This window comes from Enterococcus sp. CSURQ0835 (genome assembly GCF_902706605.1).
GTDB lineage: Bacteria > Bacillota > Bacilli > Lactobacillales > Enterococcaceae > Enterococcus_A.
Genome location: NZ_CACSLH010000017.1, coordinates 1 through 20,765, shown reverse-complemented (window position 1 = coordinate 20,765; position 20,765 = coordinate 1). Strand labels below are relative to the sequence as shown.

Sequence of the window (20,765 nt, the reverse complement as noted above, 5' to 3'; positions counted from 1 at the left end):
GTTAATTTCCCATTCACATTTCCTTTGACTTCTTTAAACGTATAACCTGGTATTGTTTTTTGTTCTGTTGTATAAGGATCGCCAACATTCCCACTTTTGACCTCCGTTGCTGCAACTGTATTCCCTGCACTATCTTGATAGTTCACGGTTACATTTGCCGCTTGCACTGGATCTTTCGTGTAAATATACGTTACTGTTTGGGGATCAGCGGTTAATTTCCCATTCACATTTCCTTTGACTTCTTTAAACGTATAACCTGGTATTGTTTTTTGTTCTGTTGTATAAGGATCGCCAACATTCCCACTTTTGACCTCCGTTGCTGCAACTGTATTCCCTGTGCTATCTTGATAATTCACGGTTACATTTGCCGCTTGCACTGGATCTTTCGTGTAAATATACGTTACTGTTTGGGGATCAGCGGTTAATTTCCCATTCACATTTCCTTCGACTTCTTTAAACGTATAACCTGGTATTGTTTTTTGTTCTGTCGTATAGGGATCTCCGACGTTCCCATTCTTAACTACATTCGGAGCAATTGTATTCCCTGCGCTATCTTGATAGTTCACGGTTACATTTGCCGCTTGCACTGGATCTTTCGTGTAAATATACGTTACTGTTTGGGGATCAGCGGTTAATTTCCCATTCACATTTCCTTTGACTTCTTTAAACGTATAGCCTTCAATCACTTTTTGTTCCGTTGTGTACGGACTTCCTAATTCACCACTTTTTATAATATCATCAGCAATTTTATTTCCTTCAGTATCTTGGTAACTAACAGTTAAATCTGCAGCTTTTGCTTTATCTATGATAGCGACTGTGATCGGTTGAGTCGAGCTGTTACCTTTGAGATTGGTTACACTATAGCGTACTTTCTGTTGATAAATACCTGGAGTATCTTTAAACTTAAGCAAATCTGAGTAATTTGTCACGATCTTTGAAGTGAGATCTCCATCAATTGGATCAGTTGCCGTAACACCTTTATTCAACTTTGCTAAAATATTTTCCTGAGTTAATTCACCTACGTTAAAGACTTTATCAGCTACTTTTAGATTAGGAAAAACGTTACTACTTCCTTCTCTCGTAAACATAATGTTCAATGGGAATTCTTGTTCTGAGACTGGTGTAGTGGAGTGCGCTTCTTTTCTTTGTAAGACAGAATCCGCCTTGTACACATCGCCATCATCAGTTGCCGAGGAAGTCACGTTGATGATATATTTTGAATTAGGATTAATGATTGGTGTTCCATCTCCATAGGTGCCACCTTCAGCTGGAGATTTAAAAATAAAGTTTAATTTATTTGCTCCTTCCTTTGTAACACTGTAAGCGCTACTAGGTACCAGTGCCCCACCTCTTTGAGCATCTAACACCTCAAAATCATTAATAGCAACTTTCCCATAATTTTTAGTAGAATTAATTTCATACGCGAGTTCATAATGCATGTCATTAGTTAATGACGTTTTATTTTTGGGATTTATTTCTACAAAATTCTGGACCGCATTCGTTTTGCGTGAAAATACACCCGTTGGAATATTATTGAGATCAATGGGTCTTTTTCCAATAAAGGAAGAAGTTTGCTTTTGGCTCTGTTCAACTCCCCAAAACATATTTAAAAGACCATATATAGGAGTGGGATCTACCTTTTTTGGAATGATAATTTCATCATTGTATACTGTAACACCTGCACTAGTTCCATCAGCATTTTGGGCCATTGCACTTACCGGATAAGCATTGTCCTCAGCTCCGATAACTTTACCGCTAAACATGATATTTATATCTGCCTTCCCAGTAATATCAGACTTAAAAGAAAATGTTAGTGTGCTATTTTCTTTTGATGTTGTTACAGTAAATAATGGACTGATATTAGGATCTGAAAAGTCCCATGAATCATAATCCACTGCCTCTTTAGGTATAGAAATAATAATTCTAGAACCGGCTGAAATGGGGGTCCCATCCTGATTAACGATATGTAAAGAACCTTCATATTGATCACCAGCAGCATACTCAGTCTCATTCGCAGTATACTCTACCGCATCGTTCAATGACTTATTTGAAGTGACCGTCGTCTTAGGTTTTTTAACCGCAGCGTCATTTAATGCATCAGGTTTCATAACATTAGTCGGCTGGCTATTGAGTTGCTCTTCATGTGTCGTCAGTGCCTCTGCTTGTACAGTTGCAGCTAGGAATGTAGGCGCTATCAAAAAACTTAATGCTAATAATTTTGTTGCTTTACTCATTCCTAATCATCCTCCATCTCTTATAAAGATTCTCACGATTTTATTCATCATTCTAATAGAAAATTCACTACTAAGATACCTCCATTTTGATCTGTTTACTAATCTTTTAACTTCGAAAAACAGCCTATTTGATTAATCTTGAATAACTCTTAATTAATAGAAAAAACAAGGAATTTATCAGTCAAAATGCCATTTTATTTTGTTTGATTTAAACAAATCGTCCATTGCTTAAAATTACTCATTAGAAAAAAAGATCCAGCTAGGAGTCAAATCTTAAGACAATTAAATAGTTAGTATGTCTACTACCAAAATAAATTATTTTAAGATATTCAGCATAAAAAAAGCCCACCTAAACAAATTGCTTAGGCAGGCATTAGACAACAAAAAAAGCCAGCTGCATAAAGCAACTGGCAGAACTGACTAATTTAAAAAGCTAATTAAGCTTTGTTTACGTTAGTAGCTTGAGGTCCACGTTGGCCGTCTTCGATATCGAAAGTCACTGCTTGACCTTCTTCTAAAGTTTTGAAGCCGTCGCCTTGGATAGCTGAGAAATGAACGAATACGTCGTTTCCGTTTTCTGCAGTGATAAATCCGTAACCTTTTTCTGAGTTAAACCATTTTACTGTACCTTGTTCCATGTTAAACATCCTCCTAGGATAATTCTAAATTTTGTAATTACTTGATGGGTGAATAAGGAAGATGTTGTGTGAAACAAGCTTGCCATATATACCGTACAAAAACTACATTTATTACTATAGCACACTCTGCTGATTTGTGCCACTTAAACTGCTAAAAACTTTTTTCTTAATAACTTCGTAAGGATTAGTAGCGTAAAATCGCAAGCAGGCTCTTTTCATCTGGCGCATCTTTTTGATCCAAGACATAGACTTGTCCGCTATTTTTGATCACATTGTCGGCGATCTCATTTAATAATTGCCGGCGATCATATTCCGCATCTGGATCATCTCCAAAGCCGGGTGCTAAATTAGAAGTTGCGATAAAGAAGTGCGATACTTTCCCATCTTGAGCAGCTAGTTTGATATCGACTAGTTGATCAATGAATTTTTTATTCATCAATTCGTTGTATTCGCCAGTTTCTGATTTTGTCAATTGCTCGGTAATTTTTTGTGCGCCTGCTTCGATCTCTTTTTGGCTCAATTGAGCTGGTGAAGCTGAAACCACGGCTTTGTCTGAGTAGTAACTATTTTTCGCAACTTTTTTGAATTGCGTTTGGTTTTCCGGTAAGGCAAAGAGATAGATCGGTAAGTTCTCTGGATTTTCAAATTCATTAGCTAAGAAGCTATCGACTGCTTGATAGTAATTGACCCAGTCGATCTCGACTTCTTCGTCTTTTGAGTTAACGCCGTGATAAGAAACTCCCTCACCGGTCCGAGTATTCCCACCTTGGGAGGTAAAGTTCAAGTTTCCGCCAGTTAATTCATCACCTAAGGCAGTCACTAGATCTGTTGGTGCTCCTGCTGGCAACTCAACGGCTTTGACCGCTTTGTTTTTAACTAGATACAATTTCATTGAATCGCGGTTCAACGCTAACATATAGTAGGAATAATTGAACTGTGCATTTTTTACGACTGCTAATAGATATGGTAAGTCGCTGACATAATACTGATCATCCACTTCAATGCTCAAACGATGGACATTGACGTCATCTTTTGTGATGAAGACTGCAACACTTTTCGTCGCACTACGCCAAAAAGCTTGATCAGCTAATAATTGATCGATTTTTTCTTGGAATGGGACAAAGCTTTGGTCAGTGTATTTTTTCTCAAAACGTTTTTTCGCTTCTTTTGCAAAATTTTTGAATAAGATTTGATCTTGTTCTACTTCTTGATGTGCCACGTGTGTATTCAACATGATTGTCACAAATGGTCCTTTGACAGAAGTCAACTCAGATAATACTTTTTTACTGATATTTGCCATATGAAACCCTCCTAATAAAATCTTTCATTCATTTTTAGTGTAACATAGCTTATTATTTGAGCAAAAAGAAACGCAATCTCCAACTGTAAATTAAAATCAGTTCACGACACTTTCTCATTATTTTTCATAAGTCTTTTCTCATAAAATTCTTAGCGACAAAAAACACAGCATTCATCAAAAAATAAAGCGGTTACCTTAAGATAATGACATACCAGTTATCCCGAATTGGTTTTTTCATACTTACTCCTACCAAGAGTAAACAACAACCTTCATTTCCGCTGCGGCGACGGCCGTGGTGGTTTTTTTATTTCTGCTGAAAAATCAAAATGCGCAACGGCTACCTAAGTCGTTGCGCATTTTTTCAACTGATCGCAGAGCGTCCATGTTCTCGCGTCCGAATGCGGATCACTTCTTCAATCGGATAAACAAAGATTTTCCCATCCCCTACTTCTTCAGTGTGACAGATGTCGATGATCAGATCGATCACCGACTCGACTGCTTCATCGGCTAATACAAAACTCACGGTTACTTTTGGCAGCAGCGTTGTTAAAACTTTTTGGCCTCGTACATAATTTTGACCTTTTTGTTGACCGCAACCTAGCACTTGAGCAACCGTCATTCCAGTGATTTCGTAATGCTCGTGGACTGCAGCTTTCAATGCTTCTAATTTTTCTTGACGAATGATCGCTTCAACTTTTTTCATTTTTTTGCCTCCGATTTTTTACTGAGCTTGCTTAATTTCTAGTCAATCCCACTTATGAATCAAGTCCCATAAAAGTTGGATAAGCGGACTCAGCATGCTCCACTTGATCCAGTCCGACTGCTTCTTCATTTTCTGACACACGGATCGGTATAAAGCGTTTGATGATTTGGATAATAATAAAACTTATTAACCCGGCAAATAGTAACGTGAAGAGAATGCTTAACAGTTGCGCCACAAATAAATGCGTTCCTCCATACAATAAACCAGCTTTGCCTCCCACAGCAGGATCAGCAAACAGACCGGTCGCGACTCCGCCAAAAATCCCGCCGATCCCGTGACAACCAAAAGCATCTAACGCATCGTCTAACGCTAATTTTTTTTTGATGACTCCGATAAAAAAATAGCAGAAGGGACTGACGAATGTTCCGATCAATAAACTCGACCACAAGGAAACATACCCCGCCCCTGGTGTGATCGCAACTAATCCTACGACTGCGCCAGTACAAGCTCCAACGACTGTCGGCTTACCGTGCAGCACGCGTTCTAACAACATCCAAGAAAGCATGCCACAAGCTGCCGCGGTATTTGTCGTAAGTAGTGCATGAATCGCGAGTGCATTTGCGCCCAGAGCTGAACCAGCATTGAAGCCGAACCAGCCAAACCACAATAACCCTGCGCCTAACACGACAAACGGGACATTATGCGGCCGGTACTCCGTCAATTGATACTCACGTCGTTTGCCTAAAACGATTGCCAACACTAAACCTGAAATCCCTGAACTGATGTGAACGACATTTCCACCAGCAAAATCAATCGATCCGAGTCGATGCAAGAGTCCTCCGCCCCATACCATGTGAGCCATCGGAAAATAAACTAGCGGCAGCCACAAAGCGATAAACAAAAAAATCGCTGAAAAACGCATGCGTCCCACAACTGATCCCGTTAAAATCGCAGTCGTGATCAGCGCAAACATCATTTGAAAAAAGGCAAACAAAGCTTCCGGGATTTGAGGACCTTTCGTTAACGAGACATGATTGAACAAAACTTTATTCAAATTGCCAATCACTAGGCCCTGCCCACTAAATGAAAGCGAATAACCCGCTACAACCCAGATAACGGAAGCTAGCCCCATCGTGCAGATCACCATCAACATCGTATTCAAAATATTTTTGCGCCGTTCTAACCCTCCGTAAAAAAAAGCGAGTGCGGGCGTCATTAGAAAAACTAGCGCCGAACAACTAATCATAAAAGCAATATTTCCCGTTTTCATCGAACCACCCCTTCATTTGATGGTAATTATTCTAACATCATCCAGCGAAAAAACTAGCTATTAGCGAAAAATAAATTAAATTTTCTGAAAATAATGACGTTTGATGTTAGGAATTTTTACATAGAAAAAGCACGAATAGCCGTTCCACTATTCGTGCCCTTCAATCTCATGGTATTGATTATAAACGATTTGCTTTTTCAATTGATTATTTTTCGCTACTTGCTTAATAGCGTCTTTGCTGCTGAAGCCGGTGGTGATCAACACATCGACTTGTTCTTTTAACGTTCCCACTAATTCAGGTGCCGCGTTTTTTTCTGACGTTCCTTCAATCAAAAGACAACACTCACCTTTTAACGGTTGCTGTTCCAAATACGCTAACAACTCACTAAACGTTCCGCGTAAATATTCTTCATAGAGTTTTGTCAGCTCACGGCAGATGACCGCTTGCCGCTCGCCAAAGACCGCTTGCATGTTGGTCAGTGTTTCTTTGACTCGATAAGGCGATTCATAAAAAATCAACGTTCCTGCCTGATCAACCAACTGTTCTAATTCTTTTTTTTGAGCACTTTTTTTACGCGCTAAAAAGCCATAAAAGAAAAATGGTTGTGGTGAAAGTCCGGACGCAATCAAAGCCGTGATTCCCGCACTGGCTCCTGGAAGTGCTACGACCGGAATATTTTGTTCGATGCAAGCTATGACTAGCTCATGGCCTGGATCACTGATTGAAGGCATGCCGGCATCACTGACTTGCGCGATTTTTTTACCCGCGGTCAATAGTGCTAAAAATTCTGGGATCCGTTCTTTGAAGTTATGCTCGTGTAAACTTTTTTGCGGGACTTTGATCGCGAAATGATTCAACAGTTTTTGCGTGTTGCGTGTATCTTCACTTGCAATCAGATCGGCGGCTTTTAACGTATCCACTGCACGATATGTCATATCCGCCAAATTTCCAATGGGCGTCGGGACTAAATACAGACAACCAGCATCGGACTTAAAACTTTTTTGACTTTGCAATTTTGGTTCCTCCTTCTTCTAAGTAAAATGAGCGGCACGACTTTCCCCGTCAGCTGAACTCATTTTTTTCATGAAGCTTAAAATAGAAAGGAGCAGGACCTAAGACCTGTCCTACTCCTGACTTTTTTAGTTAAAGCGACGTGACCGAATTGCGGTTTTCGTCGTTTTTTTGATCCTACATTATTTATTTTTTCTGATCCCGCTCGCGATAGATGACATCAATACAAAAGGCACAAGGCTCATCATTTTCCCGACGCGAACCAAAAAAAACATTACAGACATGGAAGCCTTCTTCATAGAGCCGCTCTAAATTTTGCCGTGATGAGGACAGCTCACTATGGCTTTCACTCGTAAACGCCGCTTTTTTAGGTTTCGGCTCCATTTCGGCGATCCGCTCCCGCAGCCGTTCATTTTCCATTTCGAGCGTGACGTTTTTTTCGATCAAATCTAACAGCGTCGTCTTCATTTCAGTCAGCTCAGCTAGATTATCTTCCATCTCCGCTTGTAAACGATTCAGTCCATCGTACACTGAACGTTTATCCATCATGTCGGTCACCTGCTTTAGTTTTGATCAATTCATCGGCATGGTATTCAACTGGGATATCGTGACCGACTAATCGTACTTTTACGATCCGACTCAATAAATTCAAACCGACCACGCGCCCTTTACCATCTGGTGTTTTGATCTCTTTCCCATAATCTGGCAACGCGCGTTTAGCTGCTTCGTATTCATCGTTTTCATATTTCAAGCAACACATCAAACGACCGCATAGACCCGAGATCTTCGTTGGATTCAAAGACAGGCCTTGGTCTTTTGCCATCTTGATAGATACCGGCATAAAGTCGCCTAAAAAAGTTGTACAACATAATTGACGACCACATGGCCCGATCCCACCTAAGATCTTCGCCTCGTCTCGCACACCGATCTGACGTAACTCGATCCGAGTTCGAAAAACAGACGCTAGATCTTTGACTAATTCTCGAAAATCGACCCTTCCATCTGCAGTAAAATAAAAAATCATTTTACTGCGATCAAACATATATTCCACTTGGATCAATTTCATCTCAAGTTCATGTTTACGAATTTTTTCTTTGGCGATCTTGAAAGCTTCTTTGGCATCTTTTTGATTTTGTTGCTCTTTTTTCAATTCTTTGGCCGAAGCTTTATGTAAAATCGTTTTGACATTGTCAGCCAGATCTTTGGGATCAAGCTCGATTTTAGGAATGGCGACCGTCGCCATCTGATGCGATTGCTGCGATTCCACTAGGACTTTATCGTTATAAAAGTATTCTTGTTTGCCTGGCGCATAATAATAAATATGACCGGCTTCTCGAAAGCGTACCCCTACGACTTCCACCATCTGATCCCCCACTTTCTGCTGGACTTATGCGTGTAACTTCACCGCGTGCAATGTGAGCTGCTCCGCCACATTTTGAAAAGCGACGTTTGCAGCTAACTTTTGACCGGAAAGCAACACTTCTTCTAACAATCGATTATAAGCCAACGCTTTTTTTTCATCACTCAACAACAACGCATCGCGCGTTTCTTTGACATAATAACGTAAGATCTCAAAAGCGAGTGCTTGCTGATCTTTTTCTTTGAAGAGCTTGATCAATTTTTTTTGAACATAAATAAAAGCTTGCAAGTCTTGCTGGGATAAATAATCGAACCACTGCGCAATCGCTTGCCTAGCCTCATTAAACCATTCATCATTTGAGAATTCAACTGCTTTTGCGTAACTGTTAGTCAGACTCGCCAAAAGCTCAGCTGTTTTAAGCGTGATGCCATCAGCTAATAACCGTTGCTGCAATTTTTCAGCTGACAACGCTTGGAAATGGATCACTTGGCAACGAGAACGAATCGTGGGCAAAATTTTTCCCAGTGCTTGGGTCAACAGCAACAACGTTAATCCTTGTGGCGGTTCTTCTAAAAACTTTAATAAACTGTTGGCCGAATTGACATTCATCGTTTCAGCTTTCTGGATGATCACGACTTTTTTATTCGTCTCAAATCCGCTTTTACTCAATTCGGATTGTAGCGCGCGCATCTGATCGACTTTGATCGTTTGCCCCTCAGGTTTGATCTCGAAAACGTCGGGATGCTCTTGCTCTTTGATTCGCACACAGTTGTTGCATTTCCCACAAGGATAACCATTTTGCAAATTGGTACAAAACAAATGCTGGGCAAACCATTGAGCCATTACTTCCTTACCCGTTCCTTGATCGCCTTCGAATAAATATGCGTGCGCTAACCGGTGGCTGGTAAAACTATTTTGGAGCTGCCGGAAGACGACTGGCTGCATTTCAGTTAAATTTTCCATTTTAATATTGGTGGAATCCTTCCACTGGTAAAACAAACACGGTAGCGCCGCCCACTTCCACTTCGACGGGGTAAGGGACTTGTCCATCTAATGAAATATCTAACGTAACCGGTGTTGTCACATATTGTGTCCGTGCTTGACATGTTTTTTTGATCAACGCTAAAGTCTCTTCGACCCGTTCGTCTTCGATCCCAATAATAAACGTACTATTGCCCGCTTTTAAAAAGCCGCCAGTCGAAGATAGTTTGGTCGCCCGGACATTCGCATCAATAAACTCATTGGCCAAACGATTTGAATCTTTATCTTGTACGATTGCTAAAATTAATTTCATGATCTATCCCTCTTCCGTTTCAAAATATTTCGGGTAGCGTATTTGGATCTGGTGTAAACATTGTGCGACGACTTGATCAAGTGCTTGACTAGCATCGATCACTTTAATCCGTTCCGTATTTTCAGCGGCAAGTTGTAAGTAAGCCGTGCGGACACGCTCATGGAATTCTAAACTTTCCGCATCTAAGCGATCGATTTGTGCTTGCCGGTTTTTTTGAATCCGTGTTAAACCGGTCTTTGCATCTATATCTAAATACAATGTCAGATCAGGTGTCGTTCCTTCAATGGCAAATTCATTGATTGCCGCCACCGCTTTAATCCCGATTTTCCGACCAGCCCCTTGATAAGCAAGTGAGCTATCAACGAATCGATCGCATAATACAAGCGTCCCACTTTCTAGAGCAGGCCAAACTTTTTCGACTAAATGTTGACGACGAGCCGCGGCGTATAGCAACGCTTCGGTCCGCTCATCCATCAGTTTATTTTGAGGGTCTAAGATCACCTGCCGAATCTTTTCAGCGATTGCGATCCCACCCGGTTCACGTGTTTTCATAATCGGCACACTCGTTGACACTTGGAGCCGAGGAAATAATTTTTCGATCACGCTTGTCTTGCCCGCGCCATCGGGTCCTTCAATAGTAATAAATAAGCCTTTCACACTGTAACCTCCAATTATCTTCCATTGTACACAAAAACACCGTGAAAAGAAAATTACAATTCACGGCGTCCTTCAACAGCTTTTAAGAGGGTGACTTCATCCGCATACTCGATGTCACTGCCTACAGATAGACCATGTGCTAGTCGCGTCACTTTGATTCCCGCTGGTTTGATCAAGCGAGACAGATACATGGCAGTCGCTTCCCCTTCTGAAGTCGCGTTAGTCGCGATGATCACTTCTTTGACCGTGTCATCATGCAGTCGTTTGATCAATGATGCGATGTTGATATCATCTGGGCCCGTGCCTTCCATCGGCGACAACACCCCGTGCAGCACATGATATAAACCGTGATACTCACGGACCTTTTCTAACGCCATCACATCTTTAGGCTCTTCCACTACTAAAATCTTACTGCGGTCGCGGGTCGTATCACGACAGATCTCACACGGATCTTCTTCTGTGATATTGCCGCACACACTACAAAAATGCAGATCGCGTTTAACACTGATCAAAGCTTTAGCAAACTCATTGACGCTTTCTTCTTGCATATCAATGGTAAAAAAAGCCAACCGAGTCGCAGTCTTTTGGCCGATTCCCGGCAGCTTCATATAACTTTCAATCAATTTCGCGATCGGTTCTGGATATTGCATCTCTAATCTCCTTTGTTCCCTGCTCTAATCCGCAGAACAAACTAACGCATCAGTCAGCCTGAGAAATTTAATTAAAAGCCTGGCAAGCCCTTCGTGTATTTGCCCATCGTTTGTTCGGTCGCTTGATTGATTTTTTCGATCCCATCATTGACCGCTACGATGATCATATCTTGGAGCATCTCTGGATCTTCTGGATCGATCAATTCTGGATTGATCGTGATCGCCTTCAACGTTTTATCACCAGTAAACGTCACTTTCACGAGCTCATTTGTTGCGGTACCGGTAAATTCAGTTTGATTCAATTCTTCTTGAGCTTTTCCCATTTCTTTTTGCATCTTTTGCATTTGTTTCATCATGCCTTGCATATTTCCCATTCCACGCATCGTATCGTCTCCTTTTTAATCCTCTTTGACTTTGACAAGATCGCCAAACAAACTTTTAGCTTGCTCGACAATTTGATTTTCTTCGGGAACTAGTTCGATCTCAGCATCATCCGTCTCATCGCCTAAATCTAGTTCTTCTTTGTGTTGACTCAAAAATGCTCTGCGCAATTGCGGCCAACTTTCTCGCGTAATAAACACGAGCTCAGGTGTATAGTCTTTCACCATCATGCTAATGATATTTTCTAAACTGGTTTTTAATTCTGCATCTTGATCAGCTCGTTGACAAACGATCTCATAATCAAACGCGATCAATAATCCTTTAGGGCTCGCAGCTTTTGGCTCACTGGCTTTTAACATCGCGCGTTGCGTCACCGAAAGTGCTAACAAAAGATCTTCCCAAATCCCTTGTACTTCTCGTAAATTCGTTTTGGTCGCATCCGCTAAGACCTGATACACCCGCTCGGTTGGAACTCGGTAGCTATTGGTCGGCTTACGGACTGTTTTTTTCGGCTCACTTACAGGTGCCGCACTCGGTTGCGTTTTTAATTGCTGGAGTTCTTGCTGCAATTGACTGATTTGATTTTTCAACTCGAGAATCGTTTGATTGTCTACTGGCTGTGCCGCAGCTGGCAACTGATCGTCCGCTGTTTTAGTCATAGCGGGCGTTTCTCCAATCGAGGCTAGTTTAACTGTTGCTACTTCCAAATAAATGTTCGCATGGTTCGTAAAACGGATCTCATTTTGCGTCTCACTCAAAATTTTGATCATCTGGTACAAGTGATTCGGCTTGGCACCTTGAGCGAGCTGCTGAAATTTTTCCGTCACGAGCGTTTGGTTGGCCAATAAATTTGGCGCCTGTTGATACATCAATAAGTCACGGCAATACAACAATAAATCCTCCGTTAAACGACGGGCTTCTTTACCTTCAGCTAACATATTTTCCAAAACTGCTAATGCTTCGCTGACATTTTGCTCAAAGCAAGCGCCCAAATAAGCATCCATCATCTCTGAAGTCAAACTGCCCGTGACAGCTAGCGCATCATCAAGCGTGATCGTCTCCGTACTAAACGAGATCGCTTGATCCAAAATACTCAATGCATCCCGCATCCCGCCTTCTGCTGCTCGCGCGATCACTTGCAATGCCTGTTCTTCATAAGTCAGATCACTTTGCTCTAAAATGTAACGCATGCGGTCCACGATTGCTGTAACCGAGATCCGTTTAAAATCAAATCGCTGTGTTCGTGAGATGATCGTTGCCGGAATCTTATGCGGCTCAGTCGTCGCTAAAATAAAAATCACATGTTCTTTAGGTTCTTCCAATGTCTTTAGCAAAGCATTAAAGGCGCCGTTTGACAACATGTGAACTTCATCAATGATATAAACTTTATAAGCCGCGGTCGTCGGTGCATAATTGGCTCGGTCACGAATAAAACGAATCTCTTCGACACCGTTATTACTAGCCGCGTCGATCTCGATCACGTCTTCTTGCCGACCTTCCGTGATTGAACGACACATCTCGCATTCATTACACGGCTCGCCATCGACACTATTGGGACAATTGATGGCTTTGGCAAAAATCTTTGCCGCACTCGTCTTCCCAGTTCCTCGCGGTCCGGTAAACAAATAAGCATGTGAGGTCTTCTTTTGTTGGATCGCGTTTTTCAACGTCTTCGTGATCGCTTCTTGCCCAACAAGATCATCAAACCGTTGCGAACGCCAGACCCGGTAAAGTGCTTGATACGCCATCTGCATCCTCTTTTCTTTCAAAAAATTCACTGCTATTCATTATACGAGATTTTTACCGGAAATGCCACCGCTCAAGCTAAGTGGCGTCAATTGTTAAGAAAAGTTTTTAGAAATCAACACCCACTTTAACTGACGAAAAACCACTCTATAATAAATTAAAACACTGTAACAGTTGTTCATACCGTTGGCGTTTTAAAATCGTTTTAGCTTTGATCAGTTCTAATCGTGCAAGCTTTTTTTCTTCTTGTGGGATTTCATAGTCTAAAAAATGATGTGTTCGTTGCTTGCCTAAATTCTCGCGATATCCGGCAAGATTTTTACTTGAAGAAATGATTTGAGGAACAAGCAGAGCTTCTTTACGCTGCAAATACGTAATATTTTTTTGCAATAATGCGCAAAATTTTTCATGCGTATTTTCGTCCAGCAAGGGTTGCTGTAAAAGATAGATTTTGGTTTTAGATTTCGCTGTTAATAGTGGAATAAGTCGATGATATTTTTTAGCTAATTGTTGATAACTGGTAACATTTAAAAAAATTATCACTTCACTATCTGCTTGCAAACGTAAACTCCACGAATCTTCATTCACCAGTTTAAATTTTTCTGCCACCATGATCACTTTTGAAAGCCGAATCACATCGGTAGCTTCAGTTAAAAAAAATATCTCATAACCACCAAAATGATAGTTTTTAGTCATGCGCATTCCTTCCTTGATAAAAAATCGTCCGAAATTCTAACGGTGTACAATTTTCGTATTTCTTGAACAATTCAATGAAATGGCTAACATTGTCCATCCCAACGAGTGCGGCAATCTCTGAAATTAATAAGTCATGATTTGAAACCAATAATTTTTTAGCTTCCGAAATGCGTCGATTCAATAAATATTGATACGGCGAGACTCCCACGGTTTGCTTAAAAATTTTGATCAAATACTGCGGCGAGACATGAAAATCTTGACTCATTTGCTTGATGGTGACTTTTTGCATGTAGTTACTATCAATATATTTTTTAGCTTCCCAATAGATCGGGCTAGCACTATTTTTCCCCACCGACGCTTTTAAAATCGTTTCTCGTAGCTCGGTAAAGATTTGATACGTTAATTGCGAGATCATTTTATCAGGAATTGCTTGTTCTAGCCCATCAGCCAATTGGACTAAGTCGGTAGTCACATGACGCGCATCTCGCAACAAATAAAATTTTTGCTCCCCTAACAACTTAGGAAAAAAAGTCGTAGCATAACCGCATAACGTCAAGTAATTCGTTTGCCAATGTTGTTTTGAAAAATAAGCATGGGGCACAAATGGCGAAATCAAAATGCCATCGTGTTTATACAGTGTAATGACTTCTCCTGCAATCTTGATCGTGCCTTCACCTTGATCCGTTTGTAACCAATGGTAGTAAGGATGCCCGTGGGGACGGTCAACTTTTCCTTGTTTCCAACCAATTGAAACGGTATTAGGATAGATCAATTCATTCGGCTTTAAAATATCTAAAAACGCTTTCATCATCTTCCTCGATTCATTTAACGATATATTTAGTTTAACTATAAGCGATTTATTTTCAATCTACAATATTTTTTGTTGCATTTTATAATACCGCTTGAGTCTAATTTACTAGTACACTATAGAAACAATAAAGAAAGGGGTTTCACTTAATGGATATCAAACGAGAAATTGTGCATCCTAAAGAACACGGCTTAAGTGCCAAACTAAAAAGATATTTAGGCATGAACAGTCAGCAACTAAAACAATTTTTCATCATCGTGGGCACGACCCAAACAATTTATTCCGTCGTCGGATTGCGCGAAGTTTTATATGAACCTTTCCGTGCGGTTCTGGGTACGTCAAACGCAGCCTTTGGAACATTATTTGGTTTGATCGGCATCGTTCAAATTATCGGCTACTTAGCATTTGGATGGTTGCAAGATAAAATCAATATCCGCTACTTACTGACGATTGATTTATTGGGTTACGGCATTTGTGCTTTCATTATGTCATTTGTCCCGCATTTACCTTACAGCGCGTTAATCATTATTTTCTGCCTGTTTGGACTGTTTGGCGATGCGATTTATTGGCCCACGATTCAAAAAAGTATCAAAGGGATTTCAAGCTCCCACAAACAAGCTACTGTTTGGGGCTTTATGGAAGCGTGGCGCGGTGTGGCCGGAATCTTACTCAACTCATTCGGAATTATTATTTACACCATTTTAGGTAGTGCTATTTTTGGCATGCGAATGGCAATGGGAATCAATTCGATCTTCATGATCTTATTTGCCTTAATCACTTGGCGCTTTATTCCAAATGATTTTTTAATGGACTTCAAAAAAGAGCAAAAAGTAAAAAGCAAACTAAACTTTCAGCAAGACAAACAGAATCTTATTCTCTCTTTTAAAAATCCAGTTGTGTGGCTAACGGGGCTCAGTGCTTCTTGCATTTACGCCGTCTTCGCTGGTGTTACAACCTACTTTGTTCCATTTTTACAAAACTCTTACGCATTGCCTGTCGCTCTAGTAGCAATTTTTGGCATTATTAACGGACAAGTCACTCGGATGGTCTCAGCTGCATTATCGGGGACTATTTCCGACAATAAATTTAAAACTAGCGCTTCTTGGATGTCCGTTTGTTATGGACTAGTTTCAGCAGTCTTACTCATCATCTTATTTATCCCACGTGATAACCATTTTCTTACCATCATGATTCCACTCATGCTCTTAACTTCCATCTTTTGCTATTTCATTCGAGCGGTTTACTATGCGCCGATTGGAGAAGCTAACATTCCAAATGAATATTCCGCAACCGCGATGTCGATTGCCTCATTCATCGGGTACTCTCCCAACTTTTGGTCTTATACGCTGTTTGGTTATTTACTAGATCGTTTTTCAGGTAACCGTGCGTATAATTATATTTTCACTATCTTACTCATCTTTTCTATTTTAGGAATCATCCTTAATCTGTTAAACAACAAATACATTCAAAAAGCAAAACAATCTAATAAGTAGGTGGCTATTATGAAAATCAAATATTTAGGTTCTGGTGCAGCTGAACGCATCCCAGCAATTTTTTGTAATTGCAAAGTTTGTCAAAATGCACGCGAAAAAGGCGGAAAAGAACTTCGAACACAATCACAATTTATTCTCGATGATCAGTTACTGATCGACTTTCCAGGTGACTCGTATCTTCATTTATTACAACATGATCTAGATTTTACTAAATTCGATCATTTGTTATTATCTCATTGGCATTCCGATCATTTTTATGGCGAAGATTTAGCTTACCGCATGTCAACTTATGGAAATGAAATCGAAAATTGTTTGACCGTTTACGGAAATGAAACAGTTAAGCAATTTTATGATCGCGCATTTGTACTTGAAAATCAAACCGAGCCAGAACGGTTAAACTACGTAACGATCGAACCTTACAAAAAATTCCAACTGGCGAACTACACGGTTTATCCCCTGCCTGCTCAACATGGTTGGTTTAAAAAAGATTGTTTCATTTTTGCGATCAGCGATGGAAAGGATGCCTTTTTATCAACGCATGACTCGGGTTATTTTACTGATGAGATGTTCAATTACTTAAGCGAGTTGCAATTGACTTTTTCAATCGTTTCATTAGATTGTACCGGCCAAACTCATGAGCAATCAACTAACCATATGAATTGGTCTGACAATTTAAAAATGATTGCTGAATTAAAACGGCGCGGGCTCGTTACCCCTAAAACTTATTACGTTGCCAATCATTTTTCTCACAATGGCGGTCTGACTCATGCTGAAATGGAAAAACTAAGTGCGCCCCACGGAGTTATTATCGGTTATGATGGGCTAGAAATCGACACAACTAAAATGTAATTTCAACAGCTGAAGTATCTAAATGATGCTTCAGTTTTTTTAATTGTAAGATCGCTAATTTTGTGTTCCAAATGCTCCCACTCAATTCGTTTTCTTTGCCTATGTTATAATAAAAAAAATAGCTTTTTTGAGGAGGAATCAGGATGGGAATTATTAAAGCAGCAACGGGTTCAGTCGGCGGTGGACTTGCCGATCAGTGGCTTGAAGTCATCGAGCCAGATAATATGGGACAGACGACCGTCATGACTAAAGGGGTCGCAGTCAGAAATGATGACAAACGCGGCTCCAATAAAAAAGGAACGAAAGATGTGATCACCGACGGCTCCGTGATCCACGTTTATCCGAACATGATGATGTTACTCGTCGATGGCGGCAAAGTGATCGACTACACTGCTGAAGAAGGCTACTATACCGTTAAAAATGAATCAGCACCTTCTATGTTCAATGGTTCGTTGAAAGATGCGATCGCAGAAACTTTCGATCGGTTCAAATATGGTGGCGTCACGCCGCAAAAGCAACAAGTTTTTTATATCAATCTACAAGAGATCAAAGGAATCAAATTCGGGACCGCGACGCCCTTAAATTATTTTGATAATTTCTACAACGCGGAATTGTTCTTGCGGGCACACGGAACGTATTCGATCAAAGTGACCGATCCGATTTTATTTTTTGCTAATGCCATCCCCCGCAACCAAACGCAAGTGGAATTAGACGATATCAATGAACAGTATCTACAAGAATTTTTGACTGGCTTACAAGCAGCCATCAATCAAATGTCAGCAGATGGCCAGCGAATCTCTTACGTCCCGTCGAAAAGTTTAGAGTTGAGTAAATATTTAGCTGATGCGTTAGACGATTCATGGCGCGAACTGCGCGGTATGGAGATCGTTTCAGTTGCTGTAGCCAGCATTTCGTATACAGATGATTCACAAAAATTGATCAATATGCGTAATGAAGGGGCGATGCTAGGCGATCCAAGTGTTCGAGAAGGCTACGTGCAAGGCTCGGTTGCCCGCGGAATGGAAGCTGCTGGAAAAAATGATGCCGGAGCTACAACTGGCTTTGTCGGTATGGGGATGGGGATGAATGCCAGTGGTGGCTACTTAAACCAAGCTTCACAAAATAATCAAGAGCAGATCAAAGAGCAACAAGCCCAACAAAAAGATAGTGCCGCAGCTAAAGGTGAAACGTGGACGTGCCCTAAATGTGGGACTGAAAACACCGGCAAATTCTGCAGCAACTGCGGTGAGCCAAAACCGCAACCAGCCAGCGGTGCAAAAATCCAAATGAAATGCAGTGAGTGTGGCGAAATCGTCGACCTTTCAAATGGCGTGCCAAAATTCTGTCCTCACTGCGGCAAACCATTTAAAGGTGTGCCTCTCGATTGATGTGATTAAATAGCTACTTACAACGCTGAACAGCAAATCGAATTTTGTAAAGAATTTAGTCTTTTAATTAGTTCTTTAATCCGAAGAAGGAGGTCTTTTTATGGCAGATGTTTTGATCCATTACTGCCCGAATTGCGGCGGACCGCTCACGTTTAATCCCAGCGATCAAAAATTCCACTGTGATTATTGTTTGAGTATTTTTACCGTGGAAGACATCGAAAAATTTGAAGCCAAACAAAAAGCAGCCGAACAGACCGCTGAAACTTCCTCGCCTACCGAAACGGAAAGTGATGCGGCCGCCGCTCCGACTGGCTCAACCCAAACAACAACTGCGACAACCGAAAGTGATACCGCACCAAGCGCAACTACTGACCAAGCAGCTAGCGAGGAAGTCGATCTTTTCTTGTGTCCCAGTTGCGGCGCTCAGATTGCAACCGATAAAACGACCGCCGCGACTTATTGCTACTTCTGTCATAACCCAGTCGTCTTGTCTGGACGTTTGAGCGGAAAATTTTTACCCAACAAAGTCTTACCCTTCAAGATCGACCGAAAAACTGCAGAGAAATCATTTCTCGAGTGGACTGGAAAGAAAAAATTTGTTCCGAAAGATTTTTTCAATCAAGATCAAATCGAAAAAATCACCGGCGTTTATTTTCCATATTGGGTGGTGGATGCCGAAACAAACGGTGAATATTCTGGGCAAGGCACGGCGTTACGCGTCTGGATTGTTGGTGATCTGGAATACACAGAAACTAAAATTTACCAAGTCTATCGTAAAGGAACCGCCAAAGTCCACGCACTCGTAAAAAACGCGCTGACAAAAAATGTCCAACAAAAAATGGTGGAATCGGTTCAACCATTCCCTGTCGATCAAGCCGTCGATTTTCATACGGAATATCTTTCAGGCTTTCAAGCGGAAAAGCGTGATATCGAAATCGCTGACTTAGCCCCTGAGATCGAAAGCGAATTAAAAACGTACACGACGGATTTATTGAAAGATACGGTCTCAGGTTATACGACTTTTACCGGTAAACAAAGTTCCGTCTCAGTCGTTCGGGAAGATAACCACTACATGTTGCTCCCCGTTTGGTTAGTGACTTATCACGATACTGGCGGCAAGACATATTACTACGCCATGAACGGGCAAACTGGCAAAACTAGCGGCGTCTTGCCCATCAGTAATCGCCGGCTCGGAACTTTTGCTTTCGGGATCTTTGCGGCAGTTGCATTACTAGGAATGATCGTGGGGTATTTGATATGATCAAAAAAATAGTTTTGCCACTCTTATTTCTCTGTGTATTTTTATTCCCGCTAAAAGTTTGGGCGGCTAGTGATACAATTGACGATCCAGTCGATTTGTTTTCTGCCGATCAAAAAATCCGCTTAAGCGAGCAAGCCGATCCCCTCAATCAAAAAATCAAAGGCCAAGTCTTCATCGTGACTACCGAAAACAATTCAGATGAGCCACGGGATTTTGCGAATAATTATTTACGCCAAAAAGTCGGTAATGATCACAACGGCGCGGTCTTACTTCTTGATATGGGACAGCGGCAAATTTATATCGCGACTTCTGGCAATATGATCGATTATTTAGATGATGATCGGATCAATCATATTTTAGATACGGTGACGGAAAAGATGAAAAGTGGTGACTACGCGGGAGCAGGTGAAGCTTATTTGACCCAAGCAGCTCAATACGTTGCAGATGGCGTTCCGGGCGGACATTATCGCGTGGATGAAAAAACAGGCAAGATCACTCGTTACAAAGCGTTGACACCATTTGAATTAGCGATCGCATTGGTCGTGGCATTAGTTTCCGCCAGCGCTTTTTATTTGATCACCAAAGCGCGTTATCAATTAAAAAGCGGCACGTACCGTTATCCTTATCGTCAAAACGCTAAATTAGAGTTAAGTAGCCGCGATGATCATTTGATCAATTCATTCGTGACTACTCGGATCATTCCAAAGGCCCGCAACAATGACGGCGGTGGTTTTGGCGGCGGTGGCAGTACGACGAACTCTAGTGGTGGTGGAACATTTGGCGGTGGTGGTCGAGGATTTTAAGCGCTGCAGCCAGTTGCCTTCCCACCTAGATTTGTTAGCCTAGAACACTTGGGTTAACTGCTTGTGCTGGCTAGTAATCAAATAGTTTTCACAAACAGACTGTAGACAAAGTCCCTTTTTGGATGATGTTTACAGTCTTTTCTTTTATAATAGAATTGAAAACGAATTCAATGCTATTGAAAGGAATGAGAGCGATGATGTCAAAACATCCGTTAGATGGTC

General features: G+C 41.1%; 21 protein-coding genes. 5 read left to right on the top strand and 16 right to left on the bottom strand.

From position 1 onward, the window contains the following. From GVJ38_RS08545 to GVJ38_RS08470, 16 genes are all read right to left on the bottom strand, one after another. The coding region (locus GVJ38_RS08545) for a MucBP domain-containing protein (RefSeq protein WP_200849479.1) at window positions 1-2,234 on the bottom strand (2,234 nt) is incomplete at its 3' end. 437 nt (window positions 2,235-2,671) lie between these two features. After that, window positions 2,672-2,872 carry a cold-shock protein gene (locus GVJ38_RS08540; RefSeq protein WP_159722738.1) on the bottom strand — a complete coding sequence of 67 codons (201 nt, stop codon included), beginning with the start codon at window positions 2,870-2,872 and terminating at the stop codon, window positions 2,672-2,674. A 184-nt stretch (window positions 2,873-3,056) separates the two neighbouring features. Beyond that, window positions 3,057-4,172 carry a baeRF6 domain-containing protein gene (locus tag GVJ38_RS08535; protein ID WP_159722737.1) on the bottom strand — a complete coding sequence of 372 codons (1,116 nt, stop codon included), beginning with the start codon at window positions 4,170-4,172 and terminating at the stop codon, window positions 3,057-3,059. Window positions 4,173-4,533: 361 nt separating this feature from the next. After that, window positions 4,534-4,875: a P-II family nitrogen regulator gene (locus GVJ38_RS08530; protein WP_159722736.1), complete on the bottom strand. Its 342-nt coding sequence runs from the start codon at window positions 4,873-4,875 to the stop codon at window positions 4,534-4,536. A 52-nt stretch (window positions 4,876-4,927) separates the two neighbouring features. After that, entirely contained in the window at window positions 4,928-6,145 is a 1,218-nt protein-coding gene (locus GVJ38_RS08525) for an ammonium transporter (RefSeq protein WP_159722735.1), read from the bottom strand. Between the two features lie 147 nt (window positions 6,146-6,292). Beyond that, window positions 6,293-7,159, bottom strand: a complete 867-nt coding sequence (gene rsmI, locus GVJ38_RS08520) for a 16S rRNA (cytidine(1402)-2'-O)-methyltransferase (RefSeq protein ID WP_159722734.1) — start codon at window positions 7,157-7,159, stop codon at window positions 6,293-6,295. 184 nt (window positions 7,160-7,343) lie between these two features. Further along, a complete protein-coding gene (locus tag GVJ38_RS08515; RefSeq protein ID WP_159722733.1) occupies window positions 7,344-7,703 on the bottom strand; it encodes a DNA replication initiation control protein YabA in 360 nt (119 codons plus the stop codon). Further along, window positions 7,696-8,520, bottom strand: a complete 825-nt coding sequence (locus GVJ38_RS08510) for a PSP1 domain-containing protein (protein ID WP_159722732.1) — start codon at window positions 8,518-8,520, stop codon at window positions 7,696-7,698. The genes GVJ38_RS08515 and GVJ38_RS08510 overlap by 8 nt, the downstream gene beginning before the upstream one ends. Before the next feature lie 24 nt (window positions 8,521-8,544). Continuing rightward, entirely contained in the window at window positions 8,545-9,480 is a 936-nt protein-coding gene (gene holB, locus GVJ38_RS08505; protein ID WP_159722731.1) for a DNA polymerase III subunit delta', read from the bottom strand. Window position 9,481: 1 nt separating this feature from the next. After that, window positions 9,482-9,811 (bottom strand): cyclic-di-AMP receptor, encoded by a 330-nt coding sequence (locus GVJ38_RS08500; RefSeq protein ID WP_159722730.1) that lies wholly within the window; start codon window positions 9,809-9,811, stop codon window positions 9,482-9,484. Window positions 9,812-9,814: 3 nt separating this feature from the next. Beyond that, entirely contained in the window at window positions 9,815-10,468 is a 654-nt protein-coding gene (gene tmk / locus GVJ38_RS08495; protein WP_159722729.1) for a dTMP kinase, read from the bottom strand. 53 nt (window positions 10,469-10,521) lie between these two features. Further along, window positions 10,522-11,118 (bottom strand): recombination mediator RecR, encoded by a 597-nt coding sequence (recR, locus tag GVJ38_RS08490; protein ID WP_159722728.1) that lies wholly within the window; start codon window positions 11,116-11,118, stop codon window positions 10,522-10,524. A gap of 71 nt (window positions 11,119-11,189) precedes the next feature. After that, window positions 11,190-11,501 (bottom strand): YbaB/EbfC family nucleoid-associated protein, encoded by a 312-nt coding sequence (locus tag GVJ38_RS08485; RefSeq protein ID WP_159722727.1) that lies wholly within the window; start codon window positions 11,499-11,501, stop codon window positions 11,190-11,192. A 15-nt stretch (window positions 11,502-11,516) separates the two neighbouring features. Next, complete coding sequence (dnaX, locus tag GVJ38_RS08480) at window positions 11,517-13,247, bottom strand: DNA polymerase III subunit gamma/tau (protein ID WP_159722726.1); 1,731 nt, start codon at window positions 13,245-13,247, stop codon at window positions 11,517-11,519. Window positions 13,248-13,392: 145 nt separating this feature from the next. Beyond that, entirely contained in the window at window positions 13,393-13,941 is a 549-nt protein-coding gene (locus GVJ38_RS08475; RefSeq protein ID WP_159722725.1) for a hypothetical protein, read from the bottom strand. After that, window positions 13,934-14,752, bottom strand: coding sequence for an AraC family transcriptional regulator (locus tag GVJ38_RS08470; protein ID WP_159722724.1), 819 nt, complete (start codon window positions 14,750-14,752; stop codon window positions 13,934-13,936). Before GVJ38_RS08470 ends, GVJ38_RS08475 begins: the two co-directional genes overlap by 8 nt. A gap of 146 nt (window positions 14,753-14,898) precedes the next feature. Here GVJ38_RS08470 and GVJ38_RS08465 point away from each other — a divergent pair, with 146 nt between their 5' ends. From GVJ38_RS08465 to GVJ38_RS08445, 5 genes are all read left to right on the top strand, one after another. Further along, on the top strand, window positions 14,899-16,242 hold the full coding sequence (locus GVJ38_RS08465; protein WP_159722723.1) for an MFS transporter: 1,344 nt from the start codon (window positions 14,899-14,901) through the stop codon (window positions 16,240-16,242). Window positions 16,243-16,251: 9 nt separating this feature from the next. Next, window positions 16,252-17,091, top strand: coding sequence for an MBL fold metallo-hydrolase (locus tag GVJ38_RS08460; protein WP_159722722.1), 840 nt, complete (start codon window positions 16,252-16,254; stop codon window positions 17,089-17,091). Between the two features lie 143 nt (window positions 17,092-17,234). Further along, window positions 17,235-18,479: an SPFH domain-containing protein gene (locus GVJ38_RS08455; RefSeq protein ID WP_159722721.1), complete on the top strand. Its 1,245-nt coding sequence runs from the start codon at window positions 17,235-17,237 to the stop codon at window positions 18,477-18,479. A gap of 100 nt (window positions 18,480-18,579) precedes the next feature. Then, window positions 18,580-19,740: a TFIIB-type zinc ribbon-containing protein gene (locus GVJ38_RS08450; protein ID WP_159722720.1), complete on the top strand. Its 1,161-nt coding sequence runs from the start codon at window positions 18,580-18,582 to the stop codon at window positions 19,738-19,740. Further along, window positions 19,737-20,543, top strand: coding sequence for a TPM domain-containing protein (locus GVJ38_RS08445; RefSeq protein ID WP_159722719.1), 807 nt, complete (start codon window positions 19,737-19,739; stop codon window positions 20,541-20,543). The genes GVJ38_RS08450 and GVJ38_RS08445 overlap by 4 nt, the downstream gene beginning before the upstream one ends. Window positions 20,544-20,765 lie beyond the last annotated feature (222 nt).

Excerpts from the sequence above, each read along its gene's own strand:
- GVJ38_RS08540 (WP_159722738.1), bottom strand. The coding sequence starts at position 2,872 with ATGGAACAAGGTACAGTAAAATGGTTTAACTCAGAAAAAGGTTACGGA.
- GVJ38_RS08535 (WP_159722737.1), bottom strand. The coding sequence starts at position 4,172 with ATGGCAAATATCAGTAAAAAAGTATTATCTGAGTTGACTTCTGTCAAA.
- GVJ38_RS08530 (WP_159722736.1), bottom strand. The coding sequence starts at position 4,875 with ATGAAAAAAGTTGAAGCGATCATTCGTCAAGAAAAATTAGAAGCATTG.
- GVJ38_RS08525 (WP_159722735.1), bottom strand. The coding sequence starts at position 6,145 with ATGAAAACGGGAAATATTGCTTTTATGATTAGTTGTTCGGCGCTAGTT.
- GVJ38_RS08515 (WP_159722733.1), bottom strand. The coding sequence starts at position 7,703 with ATGGATAAACGTTCAGTGTACGATGGACTGAATCGTTTACAAGCGGAG.
- GVJ38_RS08510 (WP_159722732.1), bottom strand. The coding sequence starts at position 8,520 with ATGGTGGAAGTCGTAGGGGTACGCTTTCGAGAAGCCGGTCATATTTAT.
- holB (WP_159722731.1), bottom strand. The coding sequence starts at position 9,480 with ATGGAAAATTTAACTGAAATGCAGCCAGTCGTCTTCCGGCAGCTCCAA.
- GVJ38_RS08500 (WP_159722730.1), bottom strand. The coding sequence starts at position 9,811 with ATGAAATTAATTTTAGCAATCGTACAAGATAAAGATTCAAATCGTTTG.
- recR (WP_159722728.1), bottom strand. The coding sequence starts at position 11,118 with ATGCAATATCCAGAACCGATCGCGAAATTGATTGAAAGTTATATGAAG.
- GVJ38_RS08485 (WP_159722727.1), bottom strand. The coding sequence starts at position 11,501 with ATGCGTGGAATGGGAAATATGCAAGGCATGATGAAACAAATGCAAAAG.
- dnaX (WP_159722726.1), bottom strand. The coding sequence starts at position 13,247 with ATGGCGTATCAAGCACTTTACCGGGTCTGGCGTTCGCAACGGTTTGAT.
- GVJ38_RS08475 (WP_159722725.1), bottom strand. The coding sequence starts at position 13,941 with ATGACTAAAAACTATCATTTTGGTGGTTATGAGATATTTTTTTTAACT.
- GVJ38_RS08470 (WP_159722724.1), bottom strand. The coding sequence starts at position 14,752 with ATGATGAAAGCGTTTTTAGATATTTTAAAGCCGAATGAATTGATCTAT.
- GVJ38_RS08465 (WP_159722723.1), top strand. The coding sequence starts at position 14,899 with ATGGATATCAAACGAGAAATTGTGCATCCTAAAGAACACGGCTTAAGT.
- GVJ38_RS08460 (WP_159722722.1), top strand. The coding sequence starts at position 16,252 with ATGAAAATCAAATATTTAGGTTCTGGTGCAGCTGAACGCATCCCAGCA.
- GVJ38_RS08455 (WP_159722721.1), top strand. The coding sequence starts at position 17,235 with ATGGGAATTATTAAAGCAGCAACGGGTTCAGTCGGCGGTGGACTTGCC.
- GVJ38_RS08450 (WP_159722720.1), top strand. The coding sequence starts at position 18,580 with ATGGCAGATGTTTTGATCCATTACTGCCCGAATTGCGGCGGACCGCTC.
- GVJ38_RS08445 (WP_159722719.1), top strand. The coding sequence starts at position 19,737 with ATGATCAAAAAAATAGTTTTGCCACTCTTATTTCTCTGTGTATTTTTA.